Origin of the sequence: Paenibacillus sp. NPDC058174 (genome assembly GCF_042883865.1) — a bacterium.
Classification (GTDB): Bacteria; Bacillota; Bacilli; order Paenibacillales; family Paenibacillaceae; genus Pristimantibacillus.
The window spans coordinates 2,087,507-2,112,261 of sequence record NZ_JBHVUY010000001.1 but is presented as its reverse complement, the minus strand read 5'-3'; the positions used below and the strand labels follow the sequence as shown (position 1 = coordinate 2,112,261).

The 24,755-nt window shown below is 47.4% G+C and carries 27 protein-coding genes; 18 read left to right on the top strand and 9 right to left on the bottom strand.

Translation table 11 applies throughout. From position 1 onward, the window contains the following. Positions 1-30 precede the first annotated feature (30 nt). The 13 genes from iolC (at position 31) to ACFVVF_RS09480 (ending at position 11,402) form a co-directional block, all read left to right on the top strand. Positions 31-1,026 carry a 5-dehydro-2-deoxygluconokinase gene (iolC, locus tag ACFVVF_RS09540; RefSeq protein ID WP_387807641.1) on the top strand — a complete coding sequence of 332 codons (996 nt, stop codon included), beginning with the start codon at positions 31-33 and terminating at the stop codon, positions 1,024-1,026. Between the two features lie 20 nt (positions 1,027-1,046). Beyond that, positions 1,047-2,507: a CoA-acylating methylmalonate-semialdehyde dehydrogenase gene (locus ACFVVF_RS09535; protein ID WP_387807638.1), complete on the top strand. Its 1,461-nt coding sequence runs from the start codon at positions 1,047-1,049 to the stop codon at positions 2,505-2,507. A gap of 38 nt (positions 2,508-2,545) precedes the next feature. Continuing rightward, positions 2,546-3,358: a 5-deoxy-glucuronate isomerase gene (gene iolB, locus ACFVVF_RS09530; RefSeq protein WP_387807635.1), complete on the top strand. Its 813-nt coding sequence runs from the start codon at positions 2,546-2,548 to the stop codon at positions 3,356-3,358. A 180-nt stretch (positions 3,359-3,538) separates the two neighbouring features. Beyond that, positions 3,539-3,964 (top strand): Rrf2 family transcriptional regulator, encoded by a 426-nt coding sequence (locus ACFVVF_RS09525; protein ID WP_387807633.1) that lies wholly within the window; start codon positions 3,539-3,541, stop codon positions 3,962-3,964. Positions 3,965-4,319: 355 nt separating this feature from the next. Then, on the top strand, positions 4,320-4,481 hold the full coding sequence (locus ACFVVF_RS09520) for a hypothetical protein (RefSeq protein ID WP_387807630.1): 162 nt from the start codon (positions 4,320-4,322) through the stop codon (positions 4,479-4,481). A gap of 33 nt (positions 4,482-4,514) precedes the next feature. Beyond that, on the top strand, positions 4,515-4,808 hold the full coding sequence (locus ACFVVF_RS09515) for a GNAT family N-acetyltransferase (RefSeq protein ID WP_387807627.1): 294 nt from the start codon (positions 4,515-4,517) through the stop codon (positions 4,806-4,808). A 22-nt stretch (positions 4,809-4,830) separates the two neighbouring features. Beyond that, positions 4,831-5,844 (top strand): MsnO8 family LLM class oxidoreductase, encoded by a 1,014-nt coding sequence (locus tag ACFVVF_RS09510; RefSeq protein ID WP_387807624.1) that lies wholly within the window; start codon positions 4,831-4,833, stop codon positions 5,842-5,844. Next, positions 5,841-7,154 carry an LLM class flavin-dependent oxidoreductase gene (locus ACFVVF_RS09505; RefSeq protein ID WP_387807622.1) on the top strand — a complete coding sequence of 438 codons (1,314 nt, stop codon included), beginning with the start codon at positions 5,841-5,843 and terminating at the stop codon, positions 7,152-7,154. Before ACFVVF_RS09510 ends, ACFVVF_RS09505 begins: the two co-directional genes overlap by 4 nt. A gap of 44 nt (positions 7,155-7,198) precedes the next feature. After that, a complete protein-coding gene (locus ACFVVF_RS09500) occupies positions 7,199-8,035 on the top strand; it encodes a transporter substrate-binding domain-containing protein (RefSeq protein WP_387807619.1) in 837 nt (278 codons plus the stop codon). Between the two features lie 21 nt (positions 8,036-8,056). Then, the gene (locus ACFVVF_RS09495) at positions 8,057-8,752 is read left to right on the top strand and encodes an amino acid ABC transporter permease (protein WP_387807616.1); all 696 of its coding nucleotides are present in this window, start codon (positions 8,057-8,059) and stop codon (positions 8,750-8,752) included. Positions 8,753-8,771: 19 nt separating this feature from the next. Continuing rightward, complete coding sequence (locus ACFVVF_RS09490) at positions 8,772-9,500, top strand: amino acid ABC transporter permease (RefSeq protein ID WP_387807613.1); 729 nt, start codon at positions 8,772-8,774, stop codon at positions 9,498-9,500. Then, positions 9,497-10,249, top strand: a complete 753-nt coding sequence (locus ACFVVF_RS09485) for an amino acid ABC transporter ATP-binding protein (protein ID WP_387807611.1) — start codon at positions 9,497-9,499, stop codon at positions 10,247-10,249. The genes ACFVVF_RS09490 and ACFVVF_RS09485 overlap by 4 nt, the downstream gene beginning before the upstream one ends. A gap of 55 nt (positions 10,250-10,304) precedes the next feature. Continuing rightward, a complete protein-coding gene (locus ACFVVF_RS09480) occupies positions 10,305-11,402 on the top strand; it encodes an NADH:flavin oxidoreductase (protein ID WP_387807609.1) in 1,098 nt (365 codons plus the stop codon). 93 nt (positions 11,403-11,495) lie between these two features. On the opposite strand, the gene ACFVVF_RS09475 is transcribed toward ACFVVF_RS09480, so the two are convergent. The 5 genes from ACFVVF_RS09475 to ACFVVF_RS09455 all read right to left on the bottom strand — a co-directional run bounded on the left by ACFVVF_RS09475 (position 11,496) and on the right by ACFVVF_RS09455 (position 14,815). Beyond that, complete coding sequence (locus ACFVVF_RS09475; RefSeq protein ID WP_387807606.1) at positions 11,496-11,981, bottom strand: nitroreductase family protein; 486 nt, start codon at positions 11,979-11,981, stop codon at positions 11,496-11,498. Between the two features lie 22 nt (positions 11,982-12,003). After that, entirely contained in the window at positions 12,004-12,561 is a 558-nt protein-coding gene (locus ACFVVF_RS09470; protein ID WP_387807603.1) for a nitroreductase family protein, read from the bottom strand. Further along, positions 12,558-13,061, bottom strand: a complete 504-nt coding sequence (locus ACFVVF_RS09465) for a MarR family transcriptional regulator (protein ID WP_387807600.1) — start codon at positions 13,059-13,061, stop codon at positions 12,558-12,560. Before ACFVVF_RS09465 ends, ACFVVF_RS09470 begins: the two co-directional genes overlap by 4 nt. Before the next feature lie 183 nt (positions 13,062-13,244). Then, on the bottom strand, positions 13,245-14,180 hold the full coding sequence (locus ACFVVF_RS09460; RefSeq protein ID WP_483875026.1) for an EamA family transporter: 936 nt from the start codon (positions 14,178-14,180) through the stop codon (positions 13,245-13,247). Positions 14,181-14,401: 221 nt separating this feature from the next. Beyond that, positions 14,402-14,815: a MerR family transcriptional regulator gene (locus ACFVVF_RS09455; protein ID WP_387807595.1), complete on the bottom strand. Its 414-nt coding sequence runs from the start codon at positions 14,813-14,815 to the stop codon at positions 14,402-14,404. Positions 14,816-14,984: 169 nt separating this feature from the next. On the opposite strand from ACFVVF_RS09455, the gene ACFVVF_RS09450 reads away from it, so the two are divergent. Together ACFVVF_RS09450 and ACFVVF_RS09445 are read left to right on the top strand one after the other, a co-directional pair. Further along, complete coding sequence (locus tag ACFVVF_RS09450) at positions 14,985-15,812, top strand: oxidoreductase (RefSeq protein ID WP_387807593.1); 828 nt, start codon at positions 14,985-14,987, stop codon at positions 15,810-15,812. A 542-nt stretch (positions 15,813-16,354) separates the two neighbouring features. Beyond that, entirely contained in the window at positions 16,355-16,972 is a 618-nt protein-coding gene (locus ACFVVF_RS09445; RefSeq protein WP_387807591.1) for an acetate uptake transporter, read from the top strand. A 169-nt stretch (positions 16,973-17,141) separates the two neighbouring features. On the opposite strand, the gene ACFVVF_RS09440 is transcribed toward ACFVVF_RS09445, so the two are convergent. Continuing rightward, positions 17,142-17,984: a phosphotransferase gene (locus ACFVVF_RS09440; RefSeq protein ID WP_387807588.1), complete on the bottom strand. Its 843-nt coding sequence runs from the start codon at positions 17,982-17,984 to the stop codon at positions 17,142-17,144. After that, a complete protein-coding gene (locus ACFVVF_RS09435) occupies positions 17,981-18,556 on the bottom strand; it encodes a TetR/AcrR family transcriptional regulator (protein ID WP_387807586.1) in 576 nt (191 codons plus the stop codon). The genes ACFVVF_RS09440 and ACFVVF_RS09435 overlap by 4 nt, the downstream gene beginning before the upstream one ends. 259 nt (positions 18,557-18,815) lie before the next feature. Here ACFVVF_RS09435 and ACFVVF_RS09430 point away from each other — a divergent pair, with 259 nt between their 5' ends. Further along, the gene (locus ACFVVF_RS09430) at positions 18,816-20,621 is read left to right on the top strand and encodes a hypothetical protein (protein WP_387807584.1); all 1,806 of its coding nucleotides are present in this window, start codon (positions 18,816-18,818) and stop codon (positions 20,619-20,621) included. An 80-nt stretch (positions 20,622-20,701) separates the two neighbouring features. Next, complete coding sequence (locus ACFVVF_RS09425; RefSeq protein WP_387807581.1) at positions 20,702-21,004, top strand: hypothetical protein; 303 nt, start codon at positions 20,702-20,704, stop codon at positions 21,002-21,004. Between the two features lie 144 nt (positions 21,005-21,148). On the opposite strand, the gene ACFVVF_RS09420 is transcribed toward ACFVVF_RS09425, so the two are convergent. Both ACFVVF_RS09420 and ACFVVF_RS09415 read right to left on the bottom strand, forming a co-directional pair. After that, entirely contained in the window at positions 21,149-22,477 is a 1,329-nt protein-coding gene (locus tag ACFVVF_RS09420) for a catalase (RefSeq protein WP_387807579.1), read from the bottom strand. A gap of 87 nt (positions 22,478-22,564) precedes the next feature. Further along, a complete protein-coding gene (locus ACFVVF_RS09415) occupies positions 22,565-23,461 on the bottom strand; it encodes a LysR family transcriptional regulator (protein WP_387807576.1) in 897 nt (298 codons plus the stop codon). 127 nt (positions 23,462-23,588) lie between these two features. Here ACFVVF_RS09415 and ACFVVF_RS09410 point away from each other — a divergent pair, with 127 nt between their 5' ends. Continuing rightward, the gene (locus ACFVVF_RS09410; RefSeq protein ID WP_387807573.1) at positions 23,589-24,737 is read left to right on the top strand and encodes an MFS transporter; all 1,149 of its coding nucleotides are present in this window, start codon (positions 23,589-23,591) and stop codon (positions 24,735-24,737) included. Positions 24,738-24,755: the final 18 nt, after the last annotated feature.

Here is a 24,755-nt window from a genome sequence, read left to right as displayed (position 1 = left end):
CTGTCTTGAAGAAAGAAGGGACATGCCATAATGGATTCTATTGCATTTGCAGCAGACCGGCCGCTGGATTTTACAGCCATTGGCCGCTTGTGTATCGATTTGAACGCGAACGAAATTAATCGTCCGATGGAGGATACGGTTACCTTTACGAAATATGTGGGCGGATCTCCCGCTAATATTTGTATTGGTATGGCTCGTCTTGGCATGAAAACAAGCTTCATCGGCAAGCTGGCGGATGATCAAATGGGACGCTTCATTCAGTCTTATTTGCAGAATTCTGGTATCGATACCACAGGCATTAGTACGGACTATACGGGTGCTGTAACCGGTCTTGCGTTCACTGAAATCAAAAGCCCGGAGGACTGCAGTATTCTGATGTATCGCGATAATGCCGCCGATTTGCTTCTAGCTCCTGCCGAAGTGAACGAGACGCTCATTGCGAACAGCAAGGTGTTGCTTGTATCCGGAACCGCGCTAGCAAAAAGCCCTTCGCGCGAAGCGGTCATGCTTGCCTTGCAGTATGCCCGCAAGCATGGCACCAAGGTCGTACTTGATATCGACTATCGTCCTTATACATGGACATCTGCGGATGAAACAGCGGTTTACTATAATCTTGCTGCGGAGAAAAGCGATATGATTATCGGGACGCGAGAAGAGTTCGATATGCTGGAGAAATTCAGCAACAACAGTGAGCATAGCGATGAGTTTACAGCAAAGCAGTGGTTTGACTGCCATGCCGAAATCGTCATTATTAAGCACGGCAAGGATGGCTCGATCGCTTATGACAAAGACGGCGGCAGCCATACCAGTGAAATTTTCCCGGCTAAAGTCGTAAAAACGTTCGGAGCAGGCGACTCGTATGCAGCAGGCTTTATTTACGGCTTAATGCAAGGATGGCCGATCAGCCGGAGCATGTCGTTCGGCAGTGCGGCAGCATCGATTGTTATTTCCAGCCATAGCTGCTCTGACGCCATGCCGACCCGCCAGCAGGTGGATGCCTATATAGAAGCCGCAGGAAGAGCTTAAATTTAAGGAGAGATATAGCAATGACTCAGGACAATAAACCTGTAACGCTCCGCAATTTTATTGGCGGGGTATGGACAGCTTCCGCTGCTGAGGCTGCAGAGCCTGTATATAACCCGGCAACAGAAGAACTGCTGGCGTATACGCCGCTTTCATCACGTGAAGATGTTGATGCGGCAGTAGCCAGCGCTAAAGCGGCGTTTGGATCTTGGAGCAAGACAGCGGTTCCTCGCAGAGCGCGTGTATTATTTAAATACCAGCAGCTTCTAGTAGACAACTGGAGTGAGCTAGCCAAGCTGATAACACTCGAAAACGGTAAAAGCTATGAAGAGGCTTACGGGGAAGTGCAGCGCGGAATCGAGTGCGTGGAATTTGCCGCGGGCGCGCCATCCCTGATGATGGGCAAGCAGCTGCCGGATATTGCTACTAATCTGGAGTCAGGCATGTATCGTTATCCAATCGGCGTTATTGGCGGCATCACGCCGTTTAACTTCCCGATGATGGTTCCATGCTGGATGTTCCCGCTTGCGATAGCCTGCGGCAATACATTTGTGTTAAAGCCTTCTGAGCGTACGCCGCTGCTGGCTAATCGTTTGGCAGAGCTGTTCCAGCAAGCCGGTCTTCCAGACGGCGTTCTGAATATCGTGCATGGCGCGCATGACGTTGTCAACGGACTATTGGAGCATCAGGATGTGAAGGCGATTTCCTTTGTCGGCTCGCAGCCGGTAGCGGAGTATGTGTATACCAAAGCTTCGGCTAGCGGGAAACGGGTACAAGCTCTGGCAGGCGCCAAAAACCATTCCATCGTTATGCCTGATGCCGATATGGACGGAGCTGTCAAACAAATTATTAGTGCTGCATTTGGTTCAGCCGGCGAGCGCTGCATGGCTTGTTCGGTTGTCGTAACCGTTGGAGCTGCAGCGGATGTGCTGATCGATAAACTGCTTGCGGCTGCAAATGCAATTACGATCGGCAACGGCATGCATGAAAAAGTATTCCTTGGCCCGGTTATTCGTGATTCGCATAAGGATCGTACGCTTCGATACATCGCAGCCGGCGAGAGCGAAGGTGCCGAGCTGCTTCGCGACGGCCGTTCAGATGAAGCGGCAGACGGAGCAGGCTACTTTGTAGGTCCAACGATCTTTGACAACGTGACCTGCGAGATGTCGATTTGGCAGGATGAGATTTTTGCGCCGGTCTTGTCTATAGTGCGTGCTGCAACGTTGGAGGAGGCTATTGAAGTCTCGAACCGTTCTGAATTTGCAAACGGTGCTTGCATCTTTACAAGCAGCGGGGCAAGCGTTAGACAATTCCGCGAAAATATAGATGCCGGTATGCTTGGCGTCAACCTGGGCGTTCCGGCACCGATGGCCTTTTTCCCGTTCTCGGGCTGGAAAAAGTCGTTCTATGGCGATCTTCATGCCAACGGAACGGACGGCGTAGAGTTCTATACCCGCAAAAAGATGATTACAACACGCTGGTAAACCGAAAGGCACAATCCAGCAGAAACGGGGCGATAGCTATGAGTTCGTTAATCGTAACACCGGCGGCGGCGCCGGATCATGAAGGGAAGCTGCTTGAAGTTACGCCTGCATCCGCTGGCTGGACGTATGTCGGCTTTGAGGTATACCGCTTAAAGCCAGGCCAGAGCTTAACCCGGCAAACGTCGGATCGCGAAGCCTGTCTCGTCTTGCTTAGCGGAAGAGCCGATATCAAGACGGCGCATGAAGCTTGGGACAATATCGGCGAGCGGATGAGCATATTTGAGAAAATACCGCCGTACTCGGTGTATGTTCCCGGCAAAGACCGTTTTACCGTAACAGCAGCAACCGAGCTTCATATTGCAGTATGCTGGGCGCCAGGCGGCACTGCTCATGCCGCGCGTCTAATCGCGCCTGGGCATGTTGGGGTAGAAATGCGAGGCGAAGGCTCGACAGAGCGCCTTATTCATAATATTTTGCCAGAGTCGGAGCCGGCTGACAGTCTGCTGGTCGTCGAGGTCTTTACACCGGGCGGCCACTGGTCGAGCTTCCCTCCGCATAAGCATGACCGCGACGCGCTGCCGGAAGAATCCTTCCTGGAAGAAACCTACTACTATCAGGTTCAGCCTGAGCAAGGCTTTGCCATACAACGAGTGTACACGGACGACCGCTCCTTAAATGAAACGCTTGCTGTTCATAATGGTGAGGTTGTTCTCGTTCCGAAAGGATATCACCCGGTATCAGCGCCCCCTGGCTATGATGTGTATTATTTGAATGTGATGGCAGGACCAACGCGCACATGGAAGTTTTGGAATGATCCGGACCATGCGTGGCTAATGCCTCAGCCTAAATAAGCAACAGGAATGGCGCCGATTCGCTATCGGCGCCATTTTTTTTCGTTCCGCCAGCGGCCGGACAGCTGCTCCTATCATTAGAGCTTTGTTTGGATTACAGTTCATTCAACGTATAGTTGATCTCTAAATTGTATGCTATATTGGTTGGAAGAACAGTTCATAATAGCGAGGAGCAGTAAGATGGCAGTAGTAAGCCGGTATACAGTTGCACTCCATATATTGACCCTTTTAGCCTATAGTTCCACACGAAGCGGTACTTATTTGACTTCGGATTTTATTGCAAAAAGTGTAAACACGAATCCCGTATTTATACGCAGAATATTATCAAGCTTATCGGCTTCGGGACTCGTCCAAGTGAAGTATGGAACGGGATCGGGCTGGTGTTTGGGGAAAAAATCGGATGAAATTACATTTTTGGATGTTTACGAGGCGGTCGAGCAGAAGCAGCTGTTTGAGTACCATCACAGCACGCCAAACCAATTTTGTCCGATTGGCGGAAACATTCAGACTTCATTGGAGCCGTATTATCATGCAGCAGAACAGGCAATGAGAACGAGCTTGTCCCGGTCAACCATTGCCGATTTGTTATTGGATACGGTTCAATAGTCAGGGATAATTGGCAATTCGTCCGAAATGGACAAGCATAATTAGCCTTGTGGCCTCCTGTGGAGTACAGGGCTATTCAGCATGTCCTCCTTAGTAAACGGGAGACTGCATTTGATAGAAGTTTGCTAATTGACAAATGATCTGGATGTAACTATAGTAGTTTTAGCGAGAGTTAGTAAAAGCCAGTTTCATCCATTGAATTGCATATTCATGTTGACCGTATAAACGGAAACAATCCAAGGTAACGAGGGAGGTTTCTTTTTTTTATGTCTTGGATGAAACTGATTCAGTTACACTCATGTCGCATTAAATCCGATTATACTTATGCGGATAATAGAAACGAGGGTGTTGTTATATGCAAGAGGGTATCCGTATCGCATCGCTTTCCGACGCTCCCAGACTGCTGGAATTAACGCATCGGGCGTACGAATCGATTCGTGAACTTGGGCTGCAATTCCCTGCTGCATCAGCAGATTTAGAGATGGTCAATAACAATATTACAAACAACCTATGTTAAGTATTTACCATTCATGATGTCATAGTCTCCACAGTGTCGGTGGTTCAAGCCGAGTCGGTAAAAAAAGTCATCGATTACCCGTTTGAGCTTCCTTTTATTTGGTGGTTTGCAACCGACCCGGCTTATGGCGGACAAGGGGTTGGCGGGAGGCTGCTGGATGGCGTAGAGGACATTATTCGCAACGAGCGGCAAGCCGCTGCGGTTACGCTGGCTACTTCCATTCACCATCCTTGGCTTGTTGACATGTACAAAAGACGCGGCTATGACGTCGTTCATGAAATAGGGGAACACGGGGATTCGGTCATTCTTGAGAAGAAATTGATATAAGTCGCAAACATGAGGTGAAAGGATGCCTGTCAAATTAAGTGTGCTGGACCGAAGTCCTGTCATGAAGGGCGAGGATTCCGTCCTTGGTATATTGAACACGGTTAAACTGGCTCAACGGGCCGATGAATTAGGATTTCACCGCTTTTGGGTTGCAGAGCATCACGGTTCGGACATACTTGTAGGTTCTTCTCCCGAGGTGCTGATCTCTCATTTGACTGCACAAACCAGACGGATACGCATCGGCTCCGGCGGCGTGATGCTCCAGCACTACAGTCCCTATAAGGTCGCAGAAAATTTTAATCTATTGTCTGTTTTGGCTCCCGGCAGAGTAGATCTTGGAATTGGCAGAGGACCGGGCGGATTGCCGCTTTCAACGCGAGCCTTGCAAGCGGCTGTCATATCTGAATCTATTTCCTTTACAGAGAAAGTAGAGCAGCTGGATCAATATTTACGTTCGCAAGACGATGATGGGCTTCGAGCGGAGCCAGTTCCATCCATCCCGGCTGCACTGTATATGCTCGGAACTGGGGAGTCCAGTGCTAAGCTGGCTGCTGAACAAGGGATTCCATATGTTTATGCGCATTTCATTAATGGAGATGCTGAGCTGCTTCAGAATTCCTTAGCCGTGTATCGGTCCAAGTTCAATGCTTCTAAGGGCAGAAGGCCCGAGCTGATTTTGGCCGTATCGGTTCTTTTTGCAGAGTCGGAGGAAGAAGCTGAGCGTCAGGCAGAGGAACATGTGAACTATAAGGTGATTTTTGAAAGCGGGAAAACACTCTCCATCTATTCATTAGAGCTTGCGCAAAAGCTGGGGGAACAGGCTAAGGAGCCTTTTAGAATTAATGCCGTGCCTGCGAGCATTATTTATGGAACGAAAGAGACCGTGTTAATTAAAATCGAAGCCATAAGCCAGCTTCATAACGTTGATGAAGTAATGATTTTGCCAACCGCACATGCGCTGGAGCAAAGGATGCAGACCTATGAGTGGCTGTCCGCCGGTATCGTACATCATGTTGATGGAGGAGTAACGAAATGACAACGAATAGACAATTAAGACTGGGATTGGGGTTAACCGGAGTTGGAGCCAATCAGGCAGCATGGCGCAGACCTCAAGCGAATCTTAGAGCGAGCGTAGATATTGATCATTACATCCGTCAAGCACAGAAGGCGGAGTCGGGAAAGTTTGATCTGCTTTTTGTCGCGGACGGCTTATTTATTAATGAAAAGTCATTACCCCATTTTCTTAACCGTTTTGAGCCGCTTACGATTTTATCCGCCTTGGCAGCAGTAACTAAGCACACAGGACTTGTTGCAACCATTTCCACCTCCTATAGTGAGCCTTATACGATAGCCAGGCAGTTGGCTTCCCTCGACCAGATTAGTAAAGGCCGCGCCGGCTGGAATGTTGTAACTTCTCCGCTAGAAGGATCTGCGCTGAATTATGGCAAGGCGCACCCGGAACATGATGATCGCTATCATATAGCTGAAGAATATCTTCAGGTTGTGAAAGGGCTGTGGGATTCCTGGGAGGACGATGCCTTTGTCGGCGACAAGGAAAAAGGGGTCTTTTTCGATCCCGCCAAGCTGCATACGCTGAATCACCAAGGCAAATATTTTTCAGTGCGGGGCCCCTTGAATATTTCGAGATCCCGTCAAGGGCATCCGGTAATCTTCCAAGCGGGAACATCGCCTATCGGCCGTAAATTCGCTTCCACCCATGCCGACTGCATTTTCACAAACCTCGTATCGATTGAGAGAGCCAGGGATTATTATCAGGATTTAAAGAAAAGGGCGTCGGAAGCCGGTAGAGACCCCCATTCGCTTGCTATTCTGCCAAGCATTCAGCCCGTCTTGGGAAAAACACAAGAAGAAGCGGATGCCAAATTTCAAGCGATCGGAGATCTGCTCAGCCCAGAGGATACCTTGAATTATTTGGGACGCTTCTATGATCATTTCGATTTCTCGCAGTTTCCGTTGGATGAGCCGTTCCCTGACATTGGAGATATCGGCAAAAATGCATTTCAAGGCGGGAAGGAGCAGCTTAAGAAGGAAGCAAAAGAAAAGGGCTGGACTCTCCGTCAAGTCGCATTAAATATGACCCACCCGCGTCATCCGTTCATTGGAACGCCGGAGAAGGTTGCAGATGAAATTCAGAAGTGGTTTGAGACGGGAGCTGCAGACGGTTTTATTGTCGGCGAAAGTGAGGGAGGCGCATTTGATGAATTCGTTGACCTTGTTGTGCCTATTTTGCAAGAGAGAGGGTTATTCCGTACGGAGTATGAATCGGAGACATTCCGCGGCAATCTTGGCATCCCGGTTCCGCGGAATCAATACGAGACAAACTAAGCGTGAAGCGTAATTCAATAGACTGATTTATAGGAGATAGTGACATGAATCTATTTCATTTAAGAAATCAAGCCATTGTTCTAGCTGTACTTATCTTAACTATTGCTCTTGCAGGATGCGGTTCTGCCAAAAATGAATCTGCTGCCGTGAGCAGCAGCACTCCTGCGGTAAAGGACGAGAAAGCAAAAGTGATTAAAGTGGGTACATCGGCAGTTGTTAAAAACGTATCCTTTCTTGACGATAATGGAAAGCTGACCGGGTATGACATTGAGGTTGTACGGGAAATCGATAGCCGGTTGCCGCAATATGAATTTGAATTCGAAACGATGGATTTTCCAAATTTGTTTTTAAGTCTGGATGCCAAGAAAATTGATTTCATCGCAATGCGCCTGGAGCAAAATGAAGAAAGAAGAGCCAAATATCTTTTTAATCAGGAATTTTATGATTCCTCCCAATTATTAGTTGCTGTTAGTGAGAAAAGTACGAATATTCAATCTATTGATGATCTGAAAGGAAAAACCGTTATCGTTCCGGCTTCCAGCAGTTCAGCTGCTCTTATCGAAAGATACAACAAGGAGCACCAAGATGCGATTAAAGTGATATACGGTGATTATACCAATGCAGTTAATCAAATCAAATCCGGCAGAGCAGATGCAACGGTAATCGATGCGGGTCTTGCTAAAAGCTTGAATAAGGATGCAAATGCGCAATTAAAGCTGGTCGGAGAGAATCTTCATGCGGACTCAGGCGTCTACTTTGCTTTCCGCAAAGAGGACGGCTCAGAGCTGAGCCAAGCGATAGACGAATCGTTAAAGGCTATGAAGGAAGATGGAACGCTGAGCAAGCTGGCGAACGAATGGTTTAAAAGGGATTATCACTAAAGTAAAAGGTGAGTCGAATGAATGGGAAATGCGTTTGATTGGCAATCGATCTGGAAATACTTTCTGATTTTACTGCAATACTTGCCCGTTTCATTGATAATTCTCGTTAGCTCACTATTTGTTGGAAGTGTTGCGGGGGCGCTATTGGCTGCCCCCCGCCTTTACAAATGGCGATTTGTGAATGGCTGGAGTGCGGCTATCATTTCCTTTTTCCGGGGAACGCCTATAATCATTCAACTTATTCTAATTTTTTATGGCTTGCCTGAGCTGATGAAACCTCTTGGCCTGGACTTAACCAGAGTCTCACCTGCAGTATTTGTTGTTCTGACATTCGGATTAAACAGCGGAGCTTCATTAGCTGAAATTTATCGGCTGTCGGTCAATAGCATTGATCGCGGACAATCTGAAGCGGCAGCCTCTATCGGGATGACAGGCTGGAGCACCTTTTACCGGATCATCTTTCCGCAAGCTGTTCGTGTAGCGATGCCTCATCTATCGAATGTCGTCGTTTCGAGCCTGAAAGATACCTCGCTTGCCTTTTCTGTAGGCGTGATGGATATGATGGGCCGGGGAGAAGCGATCGGTCTTGTATCGTATCGTTTGCTTGAAGTGTATATCAGTCTGGCTATTATTTATTATTTGGTCTTTCTAATTCTGCAATATGTGTTTACACGGTTGGAGCGCAGAATGCAGCGATATTCACGTGCTATGACATAAGCAGCCGCTGTTCAAGCGGATGCAGGAGGCGATCTACATCACATTCGATTTCATCTTTTTCTGGGAAACATTAAATAAAATTATCGGTGCTGTGCCGCTAACCTTGTATATTGCGTGTTCGTCAATGGCAATTGGTTTGATCATTGGATTGACTGTCGCCATTATTCGTCTGAAGAAGACAGCAGTTCTTCATCCGCTGGCTGAGTTCTATGTTTCATTTACGAGGGGAACGCCTGTCGTTCTGCATTTGTATATCGTCTATCTAGCCCTTCCTATGATTTGGGACACAGTCGCAAACCATTATAACTGGGCCATCTACTCCAAGGATGTTCCGTTGCATTTGCTGGTTGTAGCGGCTTTATCGCTTACAGCCGGAGCATATATGTCTGAAATTATCCGGTCCGGCTTTCTGGCGGTGCCGGAAGGGCAGTTGGAAGCGGCTTATTCGGTGGGGATGACGACTTTTCAAGCGGTTTATCGTGTCATTTTTCCGCAGGCGCTCGGCGCGAGCATTCCTGGGATTTGCAACTTGGCTATAGGGATCCTTCACGGTTCTTCTTTAGCTTATTTGGTCTCTCTGCTTGAGGTCAATGGGGTGGCAATGATGGCGGGGAGCCAAAGATGGAGCTTTCTTGAACCTCTGTCCGCTGCTGCGCTGATCTACTGGGGGATCGCGGTACTCATAGAAAGAGCAGCAGCCCTCCTGGAGAAGCGCTGGAAGACTTACAGCGGAGGAGGTGTAGCATGATTAAGCTGGCAAATTTGAAAAAATCATTTAACAAGCTTGAGGTGCTGAAAGGAATTGATCTGCTGGTTCAGACAGGAGAGGTCATGGCGGTGCTCGGTCCAAGCGGTTCGGGCAAATCCACATTGCTGCGCTGTATTAATTTTTTGGACAGGGCAGATGAAGGCATCGTTACGATCGGGAGTACTACCGTTCCTTGCGACAATCCAGACAACCGGGATGTGCTTCAGCTTCGCCGGAAAACAGCCACCGTGTTTCAGAACTATAATCTGTTCAGGCATAAGACAGCATTGGAAAATGTAATGGAAGGTTTAATGATTGCACAGAAACAAAGCAAAAGCGCAGCGAAGGAAAAAGCTAAAGCGGTATTGGAGAAAGTTGGGCTTGCAGATAAGCTGGACTCGTATCCCAGCCAGCTCTCCGGGGGGCAGCAGCAGCGGGTCGGCATTGCCCGGGCACTCGCTTTGGAACCGGAAATCATTCTATTCGATGAGCCTACCTCAGCACTTGATCCCGAGCGGGTCGGGGAAGTGCTGGCGGTCATCCGGAATATTGCCAAGGAAGGCATCACCATGATGATTGTTACCCATGAGCTGAGTTTTGCGAGGGAAGTTGCGAACCGCGTTATATTTATGGCAGACGGGAAAATCATTGAGCAAGGACCGCCCGAGACGATTTTTAACGATCCGCAGCAAGAGCTCACCCGCCAGTTTTTCTATCGCTTTATGAACCATGCCACTTATAGTATATAGCCATCCATTCTTAGAGGAATGGAAATAACGATAATGATAGAGGGATGAATCTTAAATGGAAAATCAATTTATCGAAGCATTACAGAAAGGTTTGTTCAAGCCCTTTAATAGTTCCAAGCTTACTTTAAATAATCGGATTGTAATGGCCCCAATGACAAGAGGCTTCTCCAAAGATGGAATTCCTGATGATCATGTTGCAGCCTATTATCGCAGACAGGCAAAAAGCGGTGTCGGGCTGATCATTACGGAGGGAACACTTATCGATCATCCGGCTGCATCGGCTAATCCGGACTGGCCGCATATTCACGGCGAACAAGCGCTTGCAGGATGGGCGAAAGTCGTTGCTGCTGTTCATGAGGAAGGGGGAAAGATCGTTCCGCAGTTATGGCATTTGGGGACCGCGAGAAAAGCCGGCAGCTTGCCTAACCCTGAGGCGCTGCCGATCGGCCCTTCCGGATTGGATGCTGAGGGCAACAAGGTGAACGAGCCATTGGCAGAGGGAGAAATTGCTGATCTGATCTTGGCGTATGCAAAAGCTGCCGCCGCAGCAAAGGAAAATGGATTTGATGGCATCGAGCTTCATGGTGCACATGGCTATTTAATTGATCAGTTCTTTTGGGCGCAAACCAACAGAAGAACGGATAAGTACGGGGGTGATGTAAGAGGCCGTACCCGCTTTGCCGCCGAAGTTGTTCAAGCTTGCCGCAGCGCTGTTGGTCCAGACTTTCCTATTCTGTTTCGCTTCTCCCAATGGAAAGGCGGCCACTACGAGGCTAAGCTTGCTCAGACGCCGGAGCAGCTGGAGCAATTGCTTAGCCCGCTTGTCGACGCGGGAGTCGATGTGTTCCACGCCTCCACCCGTCAGTTCTGGCAGCCGGAATTCGAGCATTCCAGCTTGAATCTGGCAGGCTGGACGAAGAAGCTAACAGGACGTCCAACCGTTACGGTTGGTTCGATTGCTTTGGATCAGAGCTTTTGGCAGCAGACGGAAATAGTCCGGCGTCTTGCGGAATTATTGGAGCAAGGAGAGGCGGATTTGGCAGCCATCGGCAGATCGCTATTGTCCAATCCGCAATGGGTAAGCCAAGTTAGAGAGAATCGGTTGTCGGATTGGGCAACCTATGACAGCGATCTATTGAAGACTCTGAACTAGAAACAGTATTTAGCCCTGCGTAAAGCAGGGCTTTCTCGCTGGATATGGAGAGTAATTGGGCCGGACTCTCTGGCAGGAATGAACGGATAACAGCTAGAATGCTTCAATCCTCAGCGGAATGTCTGCTCCTGCTCTATCTGCAGCTTGAGAGAAAGAGGGGTCAGCATAGCCCAGATCCAGCACTGCAGCGATCCGTTCCTGCTTCTGTAATCGGAAACGTGTACGGAATTCCTCTGCATTCAGCCCGGTATGAATGGCCGTTCGCACGCCGAGCTGAATTTCATTAGCGAGCAGCCGGAAGTTCTGAATAAGTCCGTATACGGCGCATAGATCCTCTGTTTGCTTATGGGAGGATTCACTTAGACAGGCTACTACAATTAAATGTGCTGGTGCATATGGATGTCCCGGTAATACATCCTTGCCTGCGTTTCCATTCATATAAATAAACCGCCAAGGTTCACGAAGTCCGTCATTCGGGGCCCAGACGGATGATTCCAGCAGGGTGAGCACATCTTTCTCGTTCACAGGGCGGTCTGCCCATTTTACAGCAGATAATGGTGGTGATATTACGAGCGTCATAGCCATTCCTCCTATTTTATAGTTATTCGGCTGCTGAATATACGGTCCAGCGTTTAGCGGCAGGGGTACGTTTACGCGGACGAGGCGTTTTGTTGAAATAACCATAATGGATAATGCCCAGCATCCGTTCATTTTGTGTGAGAGAAAGGGCATCCAGCAATTTAGGTGAATAGAGCAGCTCATCCGTATCCCACAGCATGCCTATTCCGCGCTCCCACGCCAGCAGCTGCAAGCTCTGCATCATGTAACAGGCTTCAGCGATATATGCATCCTCTTGCTCTGTAATGACAATTAAGTGCCCCGGTATTTCCATGAAGCGATTGTAGGTCGCCTCCAACAGTTTGTCTGGCAGCCACTTGCCTAGCTTAGTAACGGAGAAAGCATCGGTCATGCCGCGCGACAAGCGAGATTTCGTATCCTGCTCGTTAGCCAGCAGGAAGCGGGTACCCGCCAGACGTTGCGGATGAGGACATAGGCCAGCAGACAATTGCAGCAATTCATGCAGTACAGAGGTTTCCACTTGTTTGTGCTCATATCTCCGAATGCTTCTGCGATTCTCAATCAAATCTTTAATACTCATGCTTCACCTTCTCCTTCATGGACTCGTTGTTCTAAGGAATGCCCCAGGTGTTGAAAAAACCGCAAAATGATCGTTAAATCCTCGCTGCTCCATTCCTCCAAAAATTGCATGAACTCCTTCTCCGCTTGCTGATGCAGCTGTGCATGCAGCTCAAACAACTCTTTACCCTGGTCAGTAAGTGAGAAGAGGTATTCTTTTTTGTTTTGCGGCAGCTGACTGCGCGTGATCAGCCCGTCACTTGTCAATCGGGTACTAATTTTTGTGATAGCAGCCTTCGAAAGCCGCATGAGAGCAGCTAGTGCTGTCCCGTTGACTGGCTCGAATCGTCCGATACAGTCGAGCACATGAATGGCGGTAATATTTATCGAGAGAGCCGGAAATGATGCCGCATCGGCCAGCTGCTTCAATTTCAACGGCTCCAGCTCGACGGTGCGTTCTGTGATGTGAACCAGATGCAAGTATTGATCATAAAATTGGCGTAAAAGCGTTTGTCGATCCATTAGCCGCAGCCTTTCTATTCAATAATGATTAACTAGTTAACAATATTTATATCACAAACAATAATGAGAATCAATATCATTTTATGATTAGGTAAATGCCGAGTCTATGTATGCCGTCCAAAACTGAAAAAACGCCATCACGTTATGTGAGGGCGTTTTTGTATTAACTTTGCTTATTTCTTTTTATCCAGAGCTCGTATAGGTACTGGAACTAGGGCAGCTGCGCATCTGCTTAAAGCGCCGGGTAATTTCAGGCAGGGCGATTGAGCCCAGTACAATAAGAACACCTGCCCAGCGAAGCGGGCTAATCGCCTCATGAAGGATGAAATACGAGGAAAGTACGGCGACGGGAAGCTCGGTAGCTCCTAGTATACCAGCCATTCCTTCTCCAACATGCGGAACGCCATAAGTGAACAATAGGGGCGGAATGAAAGAACCTAGGAATCCTAGAGAGAATCCATAGATGAGCAGCTCTCCAAAGATTTTACCGTTAATCAAAAATTCCGGTGGGAACAAGATGAATACGAGCACCATGCCGCCAGCCAGCATCCATACGCCTCGAGTCGCTACGGGCGCTTGGGGTACGGCTGATCCGCTTAGCAGGATGAACAAGGAATATAATAAAGCGGCACTTAGCCCGAAGAAAATGCCAAGCGGGTTCCAGCTTCGTATTCCATCATCCAGAAGACCGGCAGCAAGCACAGTCCCGATTAGCAAAATGAAAATAACGATAACAGTCATCCGGTCCGGAAGCCGTCTGTTTCTAATCGATTGGATCAGTGCGCCGATCCATATAAATTGGAATAACAGAATGATAGCTACAGAAGCAGGTACATAGGTTAATGATTTGAAATAAAGCAAGAAGCCTCCAGTGAGTGGAATGCCGGCGCTGGCAAGCGTAAGCTTTTGCTTCCAGCTTAGTTTTGCATGGTTCATCTGGCGGGATGCCGCTTTCTGCTTTTGCCTACTTGTACTCCATTTTTTCACCGTATAGAAAACAAGAGACAACATGAATCCAAAAAACAGTTGCGAGCCTACGACTTCGCCAAGCTGAAATCCTCTTTCATTGGCTAGTACAGCTATTGTTGATAATAGTCCAAAGCATGCTGATCCCATCATTACGGCTGCCATATATTTCATAGTGTCATTACATTCTTTACTACTTCAACAATAGCTCTCCCGTAATCGTCCAAATTGCGGCTTTGACTCATGTATGCTCACCCTCAGCTTAAAGTTTTGTTGATGCCAATAAAACTCTAAGAGTTAGAGTATAGTCGAAGTCAAGTGCCCTGTTAGATGCTTTTTTTATCCATTCAAGTATGAAGCTTCGTGATTACAAATTATTCAATATCCAGCCATGTACAGTTTGTTTGCGCGTGTATCGCTTCCGTCCCTGCTTCAATAGCTGTTTTGTAATAGTCAATTTTGAAATCGATTTTCCTCAAGTATTTGTTAAGCTCATCGATTTGGTTTAAGACCGCTTGTTTATGCGCTTCAAAGGTTGTAAGCCGCTCGGTTAACGTAACGTCTCCTTCCATGCACATTTTTATATATTCTCTAATTTGCTTCACAGGCATCCCGCTTTTTTTCAAGCAGGTGATAATGTCCAGCCATACAAAATCGCTTTCTTTAAAATCCCTGTTCCCCGCTTTATCGCGATCAACGAAGGGCAATAAGCCTTGTTTGTCGTAATAACGCAGAGTATAGGCAGTTAATCCTGTCCGATCGGCAACCTGACTGATTGTATATCTCAAGTTTTTTCCGCCTTTTATAGTGAATTATCATTAACCTATCGATTATACAGGTTAGAGTTTGCTCTAAGTCAAATCAATATTCATTCAGGAACAGATGCTTGACTTAGACCAGACTCTAACGTTTAGAGTTCGGTTTGTATCAATAACTATCTGTTAAGGAGAGATATAGATGAGCAACGATAAAGTTTGGATCATTACAGGATGCTCCACAGGCTTCGGCAGAGAGCTTGCAAAAGCAACGATAGATGCAGGGCATAAGGTTGTCGTTACAGCACGGAATGTTCATTCAATTGCTGATCTTGCGGATGGAAATACGGATAGCGTTCTAGCTCTAGAGCTTGATGTGACCAAGCCGGATCAAGTGGACAGAGCGGTAAAGGCTGCTATAGAGAAGTTTGGACGGATTGATGTACTTGTTAATAACGCAGGGGTTGGTTACTTCAGCTCGATTGAAGAAGCAGTTGAGGAAGAAACGCGGAAGATGTTCGAGATCAACTTCTGGGGTCTTATGCAAATGACCAGCGCTGTTTTGCCTATTATGAGGAATCAGCTTTCCGGGCATATTATTAATATATCGTCCATCGGCGGTCTAACATCGTATCCTGGAGTTGGTTATTATAACGCTTCGAAATATGCAGTTGAGGGCATTTCAGAAAGCCTTGCTCAGGAGGTTGCTCCTTTTGATATCCATGTAACGCTCATTGAGCCAAGTAATTTCCGTACGGACTGGTCCGGACGGTCAGCGGCCAGGACAAGCTCGGCTATCAAGGAGTACGAACAGCTAATCTCTCCATTCGTAAATGGAGAAACCCATGGGAACGAGCCTGGTGATCCTAAAAAAGCGGCAGAAGCCATTATCAGCATCGCAGGGTCTGAGGAACCGCCGCTTCGTTTGCTGCTTGGCGCAGATGCTTACCATTTCGCGGTGAAGAAATATACCGAGTCGCTGAAAAACTTCGAGAAGTGGAAAGATGTTGCGGTCAATGCTGATTTTTAATAAAAGATTCGTGCGCAGTCCAATTGGACTGCGTTTTTTTATTGAACCAGTCTTGTGAGGTTCAGTTCTGTTGCTAGAGAAGTTGATCTTGATTTAAGCTAGCTAGGGGCTGGAATTTCTCGTATAACGGGTCAAATGGATATCAACATGCAAAAGTGCAGGTTGTCAGCCGCTTTATTGACGATTTATCGCTTCAACATGCAAAAGTGCATTTTGATTGGTTCAAATCGTCTCATTTGAGCGGGTTTAGGAGGTTTCAACTGCACTTTTGCATTTTGAATGCTGTTTTGGGCATTTTGAGGCGGATCAGCCTGCACTTTTACATTTTGTTTATCGCGGAGTACGAGGAGATAGGCATATGAAGCGGATTTGATGCGGAATGGATCCGGATCCGGATAGGCGGCGGTTGTTGCGGTCGACCCGAACCTTACCAGCTTTCTGCCTCAAATGTGTCAATATAGCTACAGACATATGAAGTTCCTTCGTTATGTGATAAAATAAGTGGTCAAATTGATTTCTAGTAATCGGAGGCTTCTTAGTTTATGACATCATCGCCGCAACAAAATGTAAAAATTGTAACAGCAGACCCGAGCGCAATTGGATTATTCGGTCTGGCCATCGTCACGCTCGTTGCTTCATCGCAAAAGCTGGACATCACTTCCGGATTGAGTTATGTAATCCCATGGGCTATTTTCCTTGGTGCATTCGCTCAACTATTTGCTTGCATCCAGGATGCCAAGCATAACAACACGTTTGGTATGACTGCGTTTGGAGCTTATGCGTTCTTCTGGTTCGGCATGGCATCAAGCTGGTTAATTAAATTAGGTGTTTTTGGCCCAGAGCTGGCTTCCGGCCTTGATGTTAAGCAGTTAGGCTTTGTGTTCGCCGGCTATCTGATTTTTACGCTCTTCATGACCATTGGCGCAATGGAAACGAATAAAGTGCTGTTCGTGATTTTCCTGTTAATTGATCTATTGTTTATTGGATTAAGCTTAGATTCCTTCGGGGTAGGGAACGGAGCTTTTCACGATTTGGCGGCTTATGCTGAAATGGCAATCGCTATCGTATCCTTCTACGGATGTGGTGCTGCTGTGCTGAACACACACTTTGGACGTGTTTTCCTGCCGGTTGGCGCTCCTTTCGGAATCTTCAAGAAGTAATTCATGGAGTAGAAACCTGCTTTGCTTGAGCGGGGTTCATTATAGGAACAAGACAACAAGATACAACCATATTTGAAGAAAACCCGCAGGGCAGACTGCTTCCAGAAAAGCAGCCCATGCGGGTTTTCTTTATGTCCAAATGAAATGATAAGGATCGAATCACAATTAATTAGAGCCGTGATCTGATTTCTGCGAGAAGCAGCGCTTTCTCTTCCTCGCTGATTGCATCCGCACATAGCTTGCGGGCTGCAACAGGCATAATCCAGTCCTCGACTTCATCCAGAGAATTGCCTGACAAGCGGCGATACTCCTCGCAAAACACTTCAATAATATGCTTTCTCAGCGAATCAAAGCGGGCAACAGCGCTGCTTGGCGTGTGGGGAGGCAAGATGGCATAACGAATCATGATGATGTATTCGGCCAGATCTGCCTCGGGATTGCCTGTTGAAGCATTCATCCAATCAATGAATACTGCCTGATCTCCGCGAACCATAATGTTGCCCGGGTTAGGGTCGCCGTGACATACTTGCTTTTTGAGGGGCAGTGACTTCAGATGCTCAATCACCTGAGCTTTCTCGGACTTGGTTAAATAGCCAGCCGATTGAATAGAATGTATCATCATTTCTCTTTGGAAAGGCAAAGGCAGGTTATCTATACGATGCGTTTCACTTAATAATCTTGCAGTTATTTTTATCACGTCTTCGTTATCGTCAGTTTGATCGATTTCGGAAGGAGTTAGCATGAGATAACGGAAGAAATGCTCCATTAACGATTCCCCGTGAACTCTCTCCATGACGATCGAAGGACGGCCGTCAACTTCCAGAAATTGATAGGGACGAGGGGCTGGCAAGCCGTTCTCCCAGACAAGCATGCTATTCGAAAATTCTCTTTTCACCGCATCCGCGATCGTGTTGCCTTTCGCCACTTTCACAATTTGCTCATTTCCGCCGCCCCATTCAAATACCTCGGAACAACCGCCTTCGCCGACTTTTTTACCAACCATTTGCATCATGTTGATGCTCTCCCTTCATAGGCCATGATTGCTTCATACATGTCTCTAACCATTTCCACAGCTTCGTGGAAATCCATTTTCAGCGTGCCTGAATGGATCATCGTGCCAATGCCAATAAGATAGATCGAGATTTTGATGAAAATATTTCTTTGCTTACTTTCGTCAACAGCCCGAAACCGCTTGCTGTGGAGCATCGGTTTCATGCTTAATGTCTCGCCTATGAACACTTCCTGATTTAAATCAAAGCTTTTGTACCCGGATAAATACACGAACTGAAACATATGTCTTTCTTGCTTGGCAAAATGTAAAAATCCGATCGCCATATTGAGCGCGGGCGAGTTTTGCTCATCCTGATAGCTGAATATTTGATCCCGCATGAGGTCTACTGCCATTTCATAGACATGATCCTTCACTTCGTCCATATTCGCGTAGATTCGATATACCGGCTGCGTTGAGCAATTGAGCTTCTGTGCAATGCTGCGGGCAGTCAAGTATTCCAGGCCCTGCACCCGGACGATTTCAAATGCGGCTTGCAAAATCTGTTCTTTAGTTATGGTTGCTTTGGGAGGCATTGCTCTCAACATCCTTTTTTAAATAACATATGTTATGTAACTAATGTTATTTAAAGTCGTCGCTAGTGTCAACCCATTTTTTTCCGATCTAAAGACATCCTTACAGACACATCGAATTGTTTTCTAATCTTTGATTGATTATGCTAAGTATGAAGGAGATACATAGGTAAGTATCCAAATTACTTGTCCAGTTACAACAGGAGGGAGCGGCAGAGTGCGGGGAGAGAAATTTTATAGACATTTGTCGGCGGTTTTGCTTTTGGTTTTAGCATTAGGTGCAGCTGTATTTATCGGGTATGAGACGATAATTGCTATAGCAACGATTAGCTTGTTGGCAGCGGAATTAGGTATTTCTTATCTGTTATTAAAAAAGCGCACGCCACTGCAAATGATGCTTGCAGGTGCCATTGTTACAGAAGTCTTGTTTTTGCTAACCGGTATGTTTTGGACGCTGGTGCTGTCTATGGTATTGCTGCTGACAACCGGCATTTGGAAAGCGCTATTTGTGAAGTCAGCAAGCAACAAAGTAACCTCTTTACGGAGCATTGGAAAAGTGTTGTTCAGCATTGCAGCCTTGGTCATTAGTGCGTTATGGGTAATTAATATTTATGCGAAGCCTGTTACAACACCGTTGAAGCTGCCCGCTGATTTGTCAGTGACAATTGATGAAGTGAAATTGGATTCGGCAGAAGTTATGCTGAAGGATATTGAAGTGATGAACGCTTTTGGAAGCCGGGTCACTGGCTCCGTAGGACATAATGAATTTATCGCCTGGCTCGAGCAGCAGGTGACAGATATGGGACTTACCGTATACCGGAACAGCTACACGTTTGACCGTTGGGAGGAAAAGCGCAGCTCTATTTTTATTGATAATGAAAAAATTCAGGTTTCTTCCGCCCATCCCTATTCAGGGGAGACGGATGAGAACGGGGTAACGGGTGAACTGGTGTTTGCGAAACGCGGCGATTACGAGCAGGCGGCAGGGAAAATAGCAGTCGTTGAGATTGAAACGCTGAAAAGCTTTCCTATCGGCATCATTATGAATGTGCGGGATCATTATCCCAAGGACGTCCAGCAAACTCCAAGCGATGGCGATCTCGTTGTTACTTCAGCGTTAAAAGAGGCTAAGCTGGAGCAGGCGAAGGGAATGGGAGTTAAAGCCGTTATTTTAGTATGGAAGGGCGCATCTGATGCGAAGCTTGCCAAGCAGTATTTGCCTTTTACAACGGATTATATGGGGATTCCTGCTGTATGGGTGAATGAAACGGAAGGGCAGAAGGTGATAAATGCTGCTAACGCACATAAGAACGGGACTGTGATTCTAGAAGCGGATACGCAGAACAATGCGCTGACGGAATCCTTTTACGTGAAGGTAGAAGGGAAAAATAAAGGCGAGTCGATCATCGTCAATACCCATACGGATGGCGTAAATGTTGTCGAGGAGAATGGCGCGATTGGCATGCTGTCGATGATTCGTTACCTGCAGCAGGAGCAGCCGGAACGTACGATCATATTCGCTTTTGTAACCGGACATTTCAGATTGCCGGAGTTCAAAGGCACTTCACAGGCGACTTCCACCTGGATGGAGGACAATCGTAACCTGTGGGATGGTGCTGACGGTAATATGAAAGCAGTAGCAGGAATCACGGTCGAGCATCTTGGCAGCATGGAATGGAAGGATAATAGCGCCGGGCAGTATAGTCCAACGGGAAAAATCAGCACAGAATTCACATATGCAGGCAACGAAATGATGGCAGCGATTTGGCTGAAGGCCGTCGAGGAAAGAGACAACACTCGTACCGTGTTGTTGCGCGGACATAATAAGTTCCAGTTTGGCGAAAGTCAGCCACTCTTCGAGGCGGGCATACCCGTCATTGGATTAATCCAGATGCCTGATTATTTGACCGTGGACAGTGAAAATAGAGAGATGGACAAATTTGATGTGAAGCTGATGCATGAACAGGTTACATCATTATTGAAAGCAGTAAAGCTTGTAGATGCTACAGAGACTGCCAAGCTCGGGAAGTCGGACGGTTATTCTTTCTTCTATGGGCGTGCGAAGTAAGGCTGTCTGCAACGTCTATCCGATGCTGAATCAGCTCATGGAGCAGCCTTCCTGGGCTAAACAAGAAACAAAATGTAAAAGTGCAGGCTGATGAGCGTCAAAATGCCCAAAATGGCGTTCAAAATGTAAAAGTGCAGTTGAAATCGTCCATTTTACTCTATAGAGCCCTTTTTGGGCCAATCAAAATGCACTTTTGCATTTTGAAGCTCGAAATCGCCGATTTAAGGCAAAACAAACTGCACATTTGCATTTTGATTCGTGATATTGGAACAGTCGGGAGCGAGCAACGCGCCGGGCTGATGATAAGCGAGAGTTCGCCGCGTTGCGCTGAGTTCCGTATTCTATCCGATCGCATGATCATGATGGCCCAAATGGAGTCGTAGAGGAACAAATATACCGGATCAAAACGCACAGCCACTCCGCAATCCGCCTGACATGTATTGTTAAATAGACTATAAAGGCCGCCGAGATGGTCTCGACGGCCTTACGCTAAACACAATCCCGTGTTTAGCGTTTTTTTTACAATTTTACTTCTTCGCGTGAATCTGCTCGGCAACCTGTTCGCCCAGCTCCGCAGAGGCCCGGCTGAGGTAACTCAGCACAATGTTCTGCGTTTCTTGCGAAACGCTGCTCAGGTCGGCAGCAAGGTTGGCAACAAGATGCTCTTGCTGCTCGGGAGGCAGCGCTTCATAATACTCGCCCGCTTGCGAAAAATCATCGGTCTTGAACAATTCGGACCGGACGAGGTGTCCTTCGACATACCGTCCAGCACCGCTGGTCACCAGGGAATCAGGTGTCCAATCATGCTGATGATTGATCGGAACGCTGCGGAAATCAGGCCCTATCCGCCGGCGCTGCGAATCCCAATAAATATTCGCTCGCCCTTGCAGCATTTTATCATCCGATAGCTCGGCTCCTTCTAATAGATTGGATGGGGAGAAGGCGAGCTTCTCAACTTGTTCCATAAAGTTGTCCGGATTACGATTCAATACGAGCCGTCCGACCGGCATGTAGGGATATTGCTTCTCATCCCAAACCTTCGTATCGTCCAGCGGATCAAAGGGCAAATTAACCTCGTCTTGAGGGTTCATAAGCTGCACGTATAGGCCGTATTCTACCGTTTTTCCCGAAGCTAGATGATCATAAAGATCCTGACCGGAGTAATCCGGATTCTCACCAGCCAATTTGGCGGCTTCTTGGCTATCAATGTATTGGATACCTTCAAGCGGATACCAATGATACTTAATATAAGTGCGGTGACCATTTTCGTTAATCCAGACATAGGTGTTGACGCCATGGCCGGGAATATGTCTAAGGCTCTTGACCGTTCCTGCATCCGAATACAGCCGTACGATGAAGTTCGTCGCTTCCGGGGCTCTGGCTATGAAGCTCCAGAATCGTTCCGGATCGATCAGATTATTGACCGGTGAAGGCAGGAAGGCTTTAATTGATTCCGGAAAACGGATCGCATCCCGAACAAGAAATACAGGAATATGATTGCACAGCAGATCGAATACACCGTGATCGGTATAAAACTTTGTGGAAAATCCGCGTACATTCCGCGAAGTGTCCGGCGTTCCCTTGTTGCTGACGGCAAGAGAGAACCTTACGGTAACGGGCACCTGCTGGCCTGGCGTCTGCAGAAAGCACAGCTTCGTATGCGCGCTCATACTATTCACAGTTTCGAAGTAGCCGAATGCGCCAAACCCTTTAACGTGCACAGGTCTCTCGATGATTTTGCTATGTACAAAAGTTTCCAGCGTCTCATGCAAAATATTGTCCTGCTCCAGTACAGGACCCCGTTCGCCAACCGTCTGCGAATGAAGAACTGACGGGATTTCGCTATTATCTTTCACTCCCTAACCTCCTTATATGAATAGGATCGTCCTAATTAATATATGCGGAGGATCAGGGCATCATGTTGTCAAGATTTCAGTGTCCGGTTACGGATTCAGAAAACGATTATTGAAAAAATCTTTGAGCCAATTCGTTAATTGCCGCTGCGAGCTGCCGATGAACCGGTCTGCGTCATAGATGAGCTCCAGGTGGCGTACAGGTCTAGGTCCCGTAATCGGTATTGCTGTAATGTCCGGCCGTACCGGAAATTGGCTGAGCAGCCCTTTCGGCTGAATCGTAGCGCCTACACCTGCAGAAACTAATTGCAGCAAGGAAGTGGCTGAGCTGGTCTCCATAACAGTCTGTAATTCAATTCCCTCGTTTTGAAAAACTTCATCGACCAGATCACGTCCCAAATAGCCCTTCGGATACATAACGATCGAATGCTTAACCAGCTCTTCCAGTGTGATATCCTCTCTGGCAGCGAGCTCGCTTGCCGAATTGACGAATAGATGATAGGGCTCCGACCCGAGCGGGATCTGGACTAATCTTTTATCGACTGGACCTTTCATGCCGATTCCCATATCGACCCGGTGATTAAGCACCTCATCTTGCACATGTATCGTGGAGAACACCTGCAGCTGTGTGCCCGGGTACTTGGACTTGAATTGCACGAATAGCGGCACGAGCTGAAAATCCAAATCGGAAGGGAGTACGGCCAGCCGGACTGTGCCGCGGTCTCCGGACAGAAGTTCTTTTATAGCGCTTTTAGAATCACGTTCGGCTTGGAGCATTTTTTCTCCATACTGACGAAGGAGATGTCCGGCTTCGGTGGCGACAACCTTTTTCCCGATGCGGTCGAAAAGCGGCGTGCCAAACTCCGCCTCCAGGATGCGGATTTGCTGACTTAAGGTGGGCTGAGAAATGCCGAGTTCTTCGGCCGCTTTCGTAAAATGAAGATGTTCATACACGGCTATAAAATACTGTATATTGCGCGTATCCATAAAGTTGCCCTCTTTTTATCGATAGTATTTTACTATCATAATAATATAAATTATAGGATTGTACAATGAATCATCAGCCCATATAATTGAGACTGTAAGATACAGATCAGAAAGAAGGCGCATCACCATGAAGAAATTTTATCTCTTGTTGGCCATATTTATTGCGGCATTGAACCTAAGGCCGATTATTACATCTGTCGCCCCGCTGCTGGGTACGCTGCAAGATGAGCTGGGCATGAGTGCTTTAACAGCAAGTCTTCTGACGACATTGCCTGTACTGTGCATGGGCATTTTTGCTCCGATGACCACTCTGCTGCGGGACCGGTTTGGTCTGGAGCGTACGATTTTTATCGCCTTATTGCTCATTACTGGGGCAACGGCGCTGCGGGGAACGGTTGGTTCCGTCTCCGTACTGGTCGTTACGGCTTTAATCGGCGGAATTGGAATCAGCTTGGCGGGACCGCTTCTATCAGGCTTTATTAAAAAGTATTTCCCTACAAAGCCCGGAATAGTGAGCATCTATTCAGCTTCCATGACTTTAGGGGCTGCAATGGCATCCGCCTCAGCGATTCCGTTATATAACCGGACTAACCATAACTTAACGTTAACTTTATCCTGTTGGGCCATTCTAGGCATTATTGCTCTGATCGTATGGTCGGCTTTACTCCAAAGAAAAGCGAGCAGCGAGCATTCTGTACGTTCGAAGCTTCCATTCACCAATAAAAGAGCGCTGCTGTTAACGTTGTTCTTCGGATTGATGGCCAGCATGTTTTATTCCGCTACCGCTTGGATTTCACCGATTGCCCGCAACTTCGGATATAGTGCTTCCAGCGCGGCAATGCTGCTTACCGTGTTTACCCTTATTCAAATTCCGGTGTCGCTGACGATTCCGGGACTTGTGTCGAAGTTCGGCAAACGGAGATTTTTTCTGGTCCTTTGCAGCGTGTTTGAGTTAATCGGAATTGTTATGCTGCTGCTCAAGCTTCCAATGCTGCCGGCAGTCATTGCTCTCGGCATCGGAGCAGGAGGATTATTCCCGCTGGCGCTTATGCTGCCGATTGTGGAGACGAATTCTTCTGAAGAAGCAGGGACATGGTCGGCGTTATCTCAATTTGGCGGCTATATCATCGGCTCAATGGGTCCATTAATGATTGGTGTCATCTATGACCACAGCGGCAGCTTCGTGGCTGCGCTTATCGCGATGCTGGTCATTGTCATTGCAATGATCGGTGTGCAGCTGCTTATTACAGCACGCAAGACTGAAGTGCAAGGATGAACCCAGTCTGCTCCATAC

Excerpts from the sequence above, each read along its gene's own strand:
- iolC (WP_387807641.1), top strand. The coding sequence starts at position 31 with ATGGATTCTATTGCATTTGCAGCAGACCGGCCGCTGGATTTTACAGCC.
- ACFVVF_RS09535 (WP_387807638.1), top strand. The coding sequence starts at position 1,047 with ATGACTCAGGACAATAAACCTGTAACGCTCCGCAATTTTATTGGCGGG.
- iolB (WP_387807635.1), top strand. The coding sequence starts at position 2,546 with ATGAGTTCGTTAATCGTAACACCGGCGGCGGCGCCGGATCATGAAGGG.
- ACFVVF_RS09525 (WP_387807633.1), top strand. The coding sequence starts at position 3,539 with ATGGCAGTAGTAAGCCGGTATACAGTTGCACTCCATATATTGACCCTT.
- ACFVVF_RS09520 (WP_387807630.1), top strand. The coding sequence starts at position 4,320 with ATGCAAGAGGGTATCCGTATCGCATCGCTTTCCGACGCTCCCAGACTG.
- ACFVVF_RS09510 (WP_387807624.1), top strand. The coding sequence starts at position 4,831 with ATGCCTGTCAAATTAAGTGTGCTGGACCGAAGTCCTGTCATGAAGGGC.
- ACFVVF_RS09505 (WP_387807622.1), top strand. The coding sequence starts at position 5,841 with ATGACAACGAATAGACAATTAAGACTGGGATTGGGGTTAACCGGAGTT.
- ACFVVF_RS09500 (WP_387807619.1), top strand. The coding sequence starts at position 7,199 with ATGAATCTATTTCATTTAAGAAATCAAGCCATTGTTCTAGCTGTACTT.
- ACFVVF_RS09495 (WP_387807616.1), top strand. The coding sequence starts at position 8,057 with ATGGGAAATGCGTTTGATTGGCAATCGATCTGGAAATACTTTCTGATT.
- ACFVVF_RS09490 (WP_387807613.1), top strand. The coding sequence starts at position 8,772 with ATGCAGGAGGCGATCTACATCACATTCGATTTCATCTTTTTCTGGGAA.
- ACFVVF_RS09485 (WP_387807611.1), top strand. The coding sequence starts at position 9,497 with ATGATTAAGCTGGCAAATTTGAAAAAATCATTTAACAAGCTTGAGGTG.
- ACFVVF_RS09480 (WP_387807609.1), top strand. The coding sequence starts at position 10,305 with ATGGAAAATCAATTTATCGAAGCATTACAGAAAGGTTTGTTCAAGCCC.
- ACFVVF_RS09475 (WP_387807606.1), bottom strand. The coding sequence starts at position 11,981 with ATGACGCTCGTAATATCACCACCATTATCTGCTGTAAAATGGGCAGAC.
- ACFVVF_RS09470 (WP_387807603.1), bottom strand. The coding sequence starts at position 12,561 with ATGAGTATTAAAGATTTGATTGAGAATCGCAGAAGCATTCGGAGATAT.
- ACFVVF_RS09465 (WP_387807600.1), bottom strand. The coding sequence starts at position 13,061 with ATGGATCGACAAACGCTTTTACGCCAATTTTATGATCAATACTTGCAT.
- ACFVVF_RS09460 (WP_483875026.1), bottom strand. The coding sequence starts at position 14,180 with ATGATGGGATCAGCATGCTTTGGACTATTATCAACAATAGCTGTACTA.
- ACFVVF_RS09450 (WP_387807593.1), top strand. The coding sequence starts at position 14,985 with ATGAGCAACGATAAAGTTTGGATCATTACAGGATGCTCCACAGGCTTC.
- ACFVVF_RS09445 (WP_387807591.1), top strand. The coding sequence starts at position 16,355 with ATGACATCATCGCCGCAACAAAATGTAAAAATTGTAACAGCAGACCCG.
- ACFVVF_RS09440 (WP_387807588.1), bottom strand. The coding sequence starts at position 17,984 with ATGATGCAAATGGTTGGTAAAAAAGTCGGCGAAGGCGGTTGTTCCGAG.
- ACFVVF_RS09435 (WP_387807586.1), bottom strand. The coding sequence starts at position 18,556 with ATGCCTCCCAAAGCAACCATAACTAAAGAACAGATTTTGCAAGCCGCA.
- ACFVVF_RS09415 (WP_387807576.1), bottom strand. The coding sequence starts at position 23,461 with ATGGATACGCGCAATATACAGTATTTTATAGCCGTGTATGAACATCTT.
- ACFVVF_RS09410 (WP_387807573.1), top strand. The coding sequence starts at position 23,589 with ATGAAGAAATTTTATCTCTTGTTGGCCATATTTATTGCGGCATTGAAC.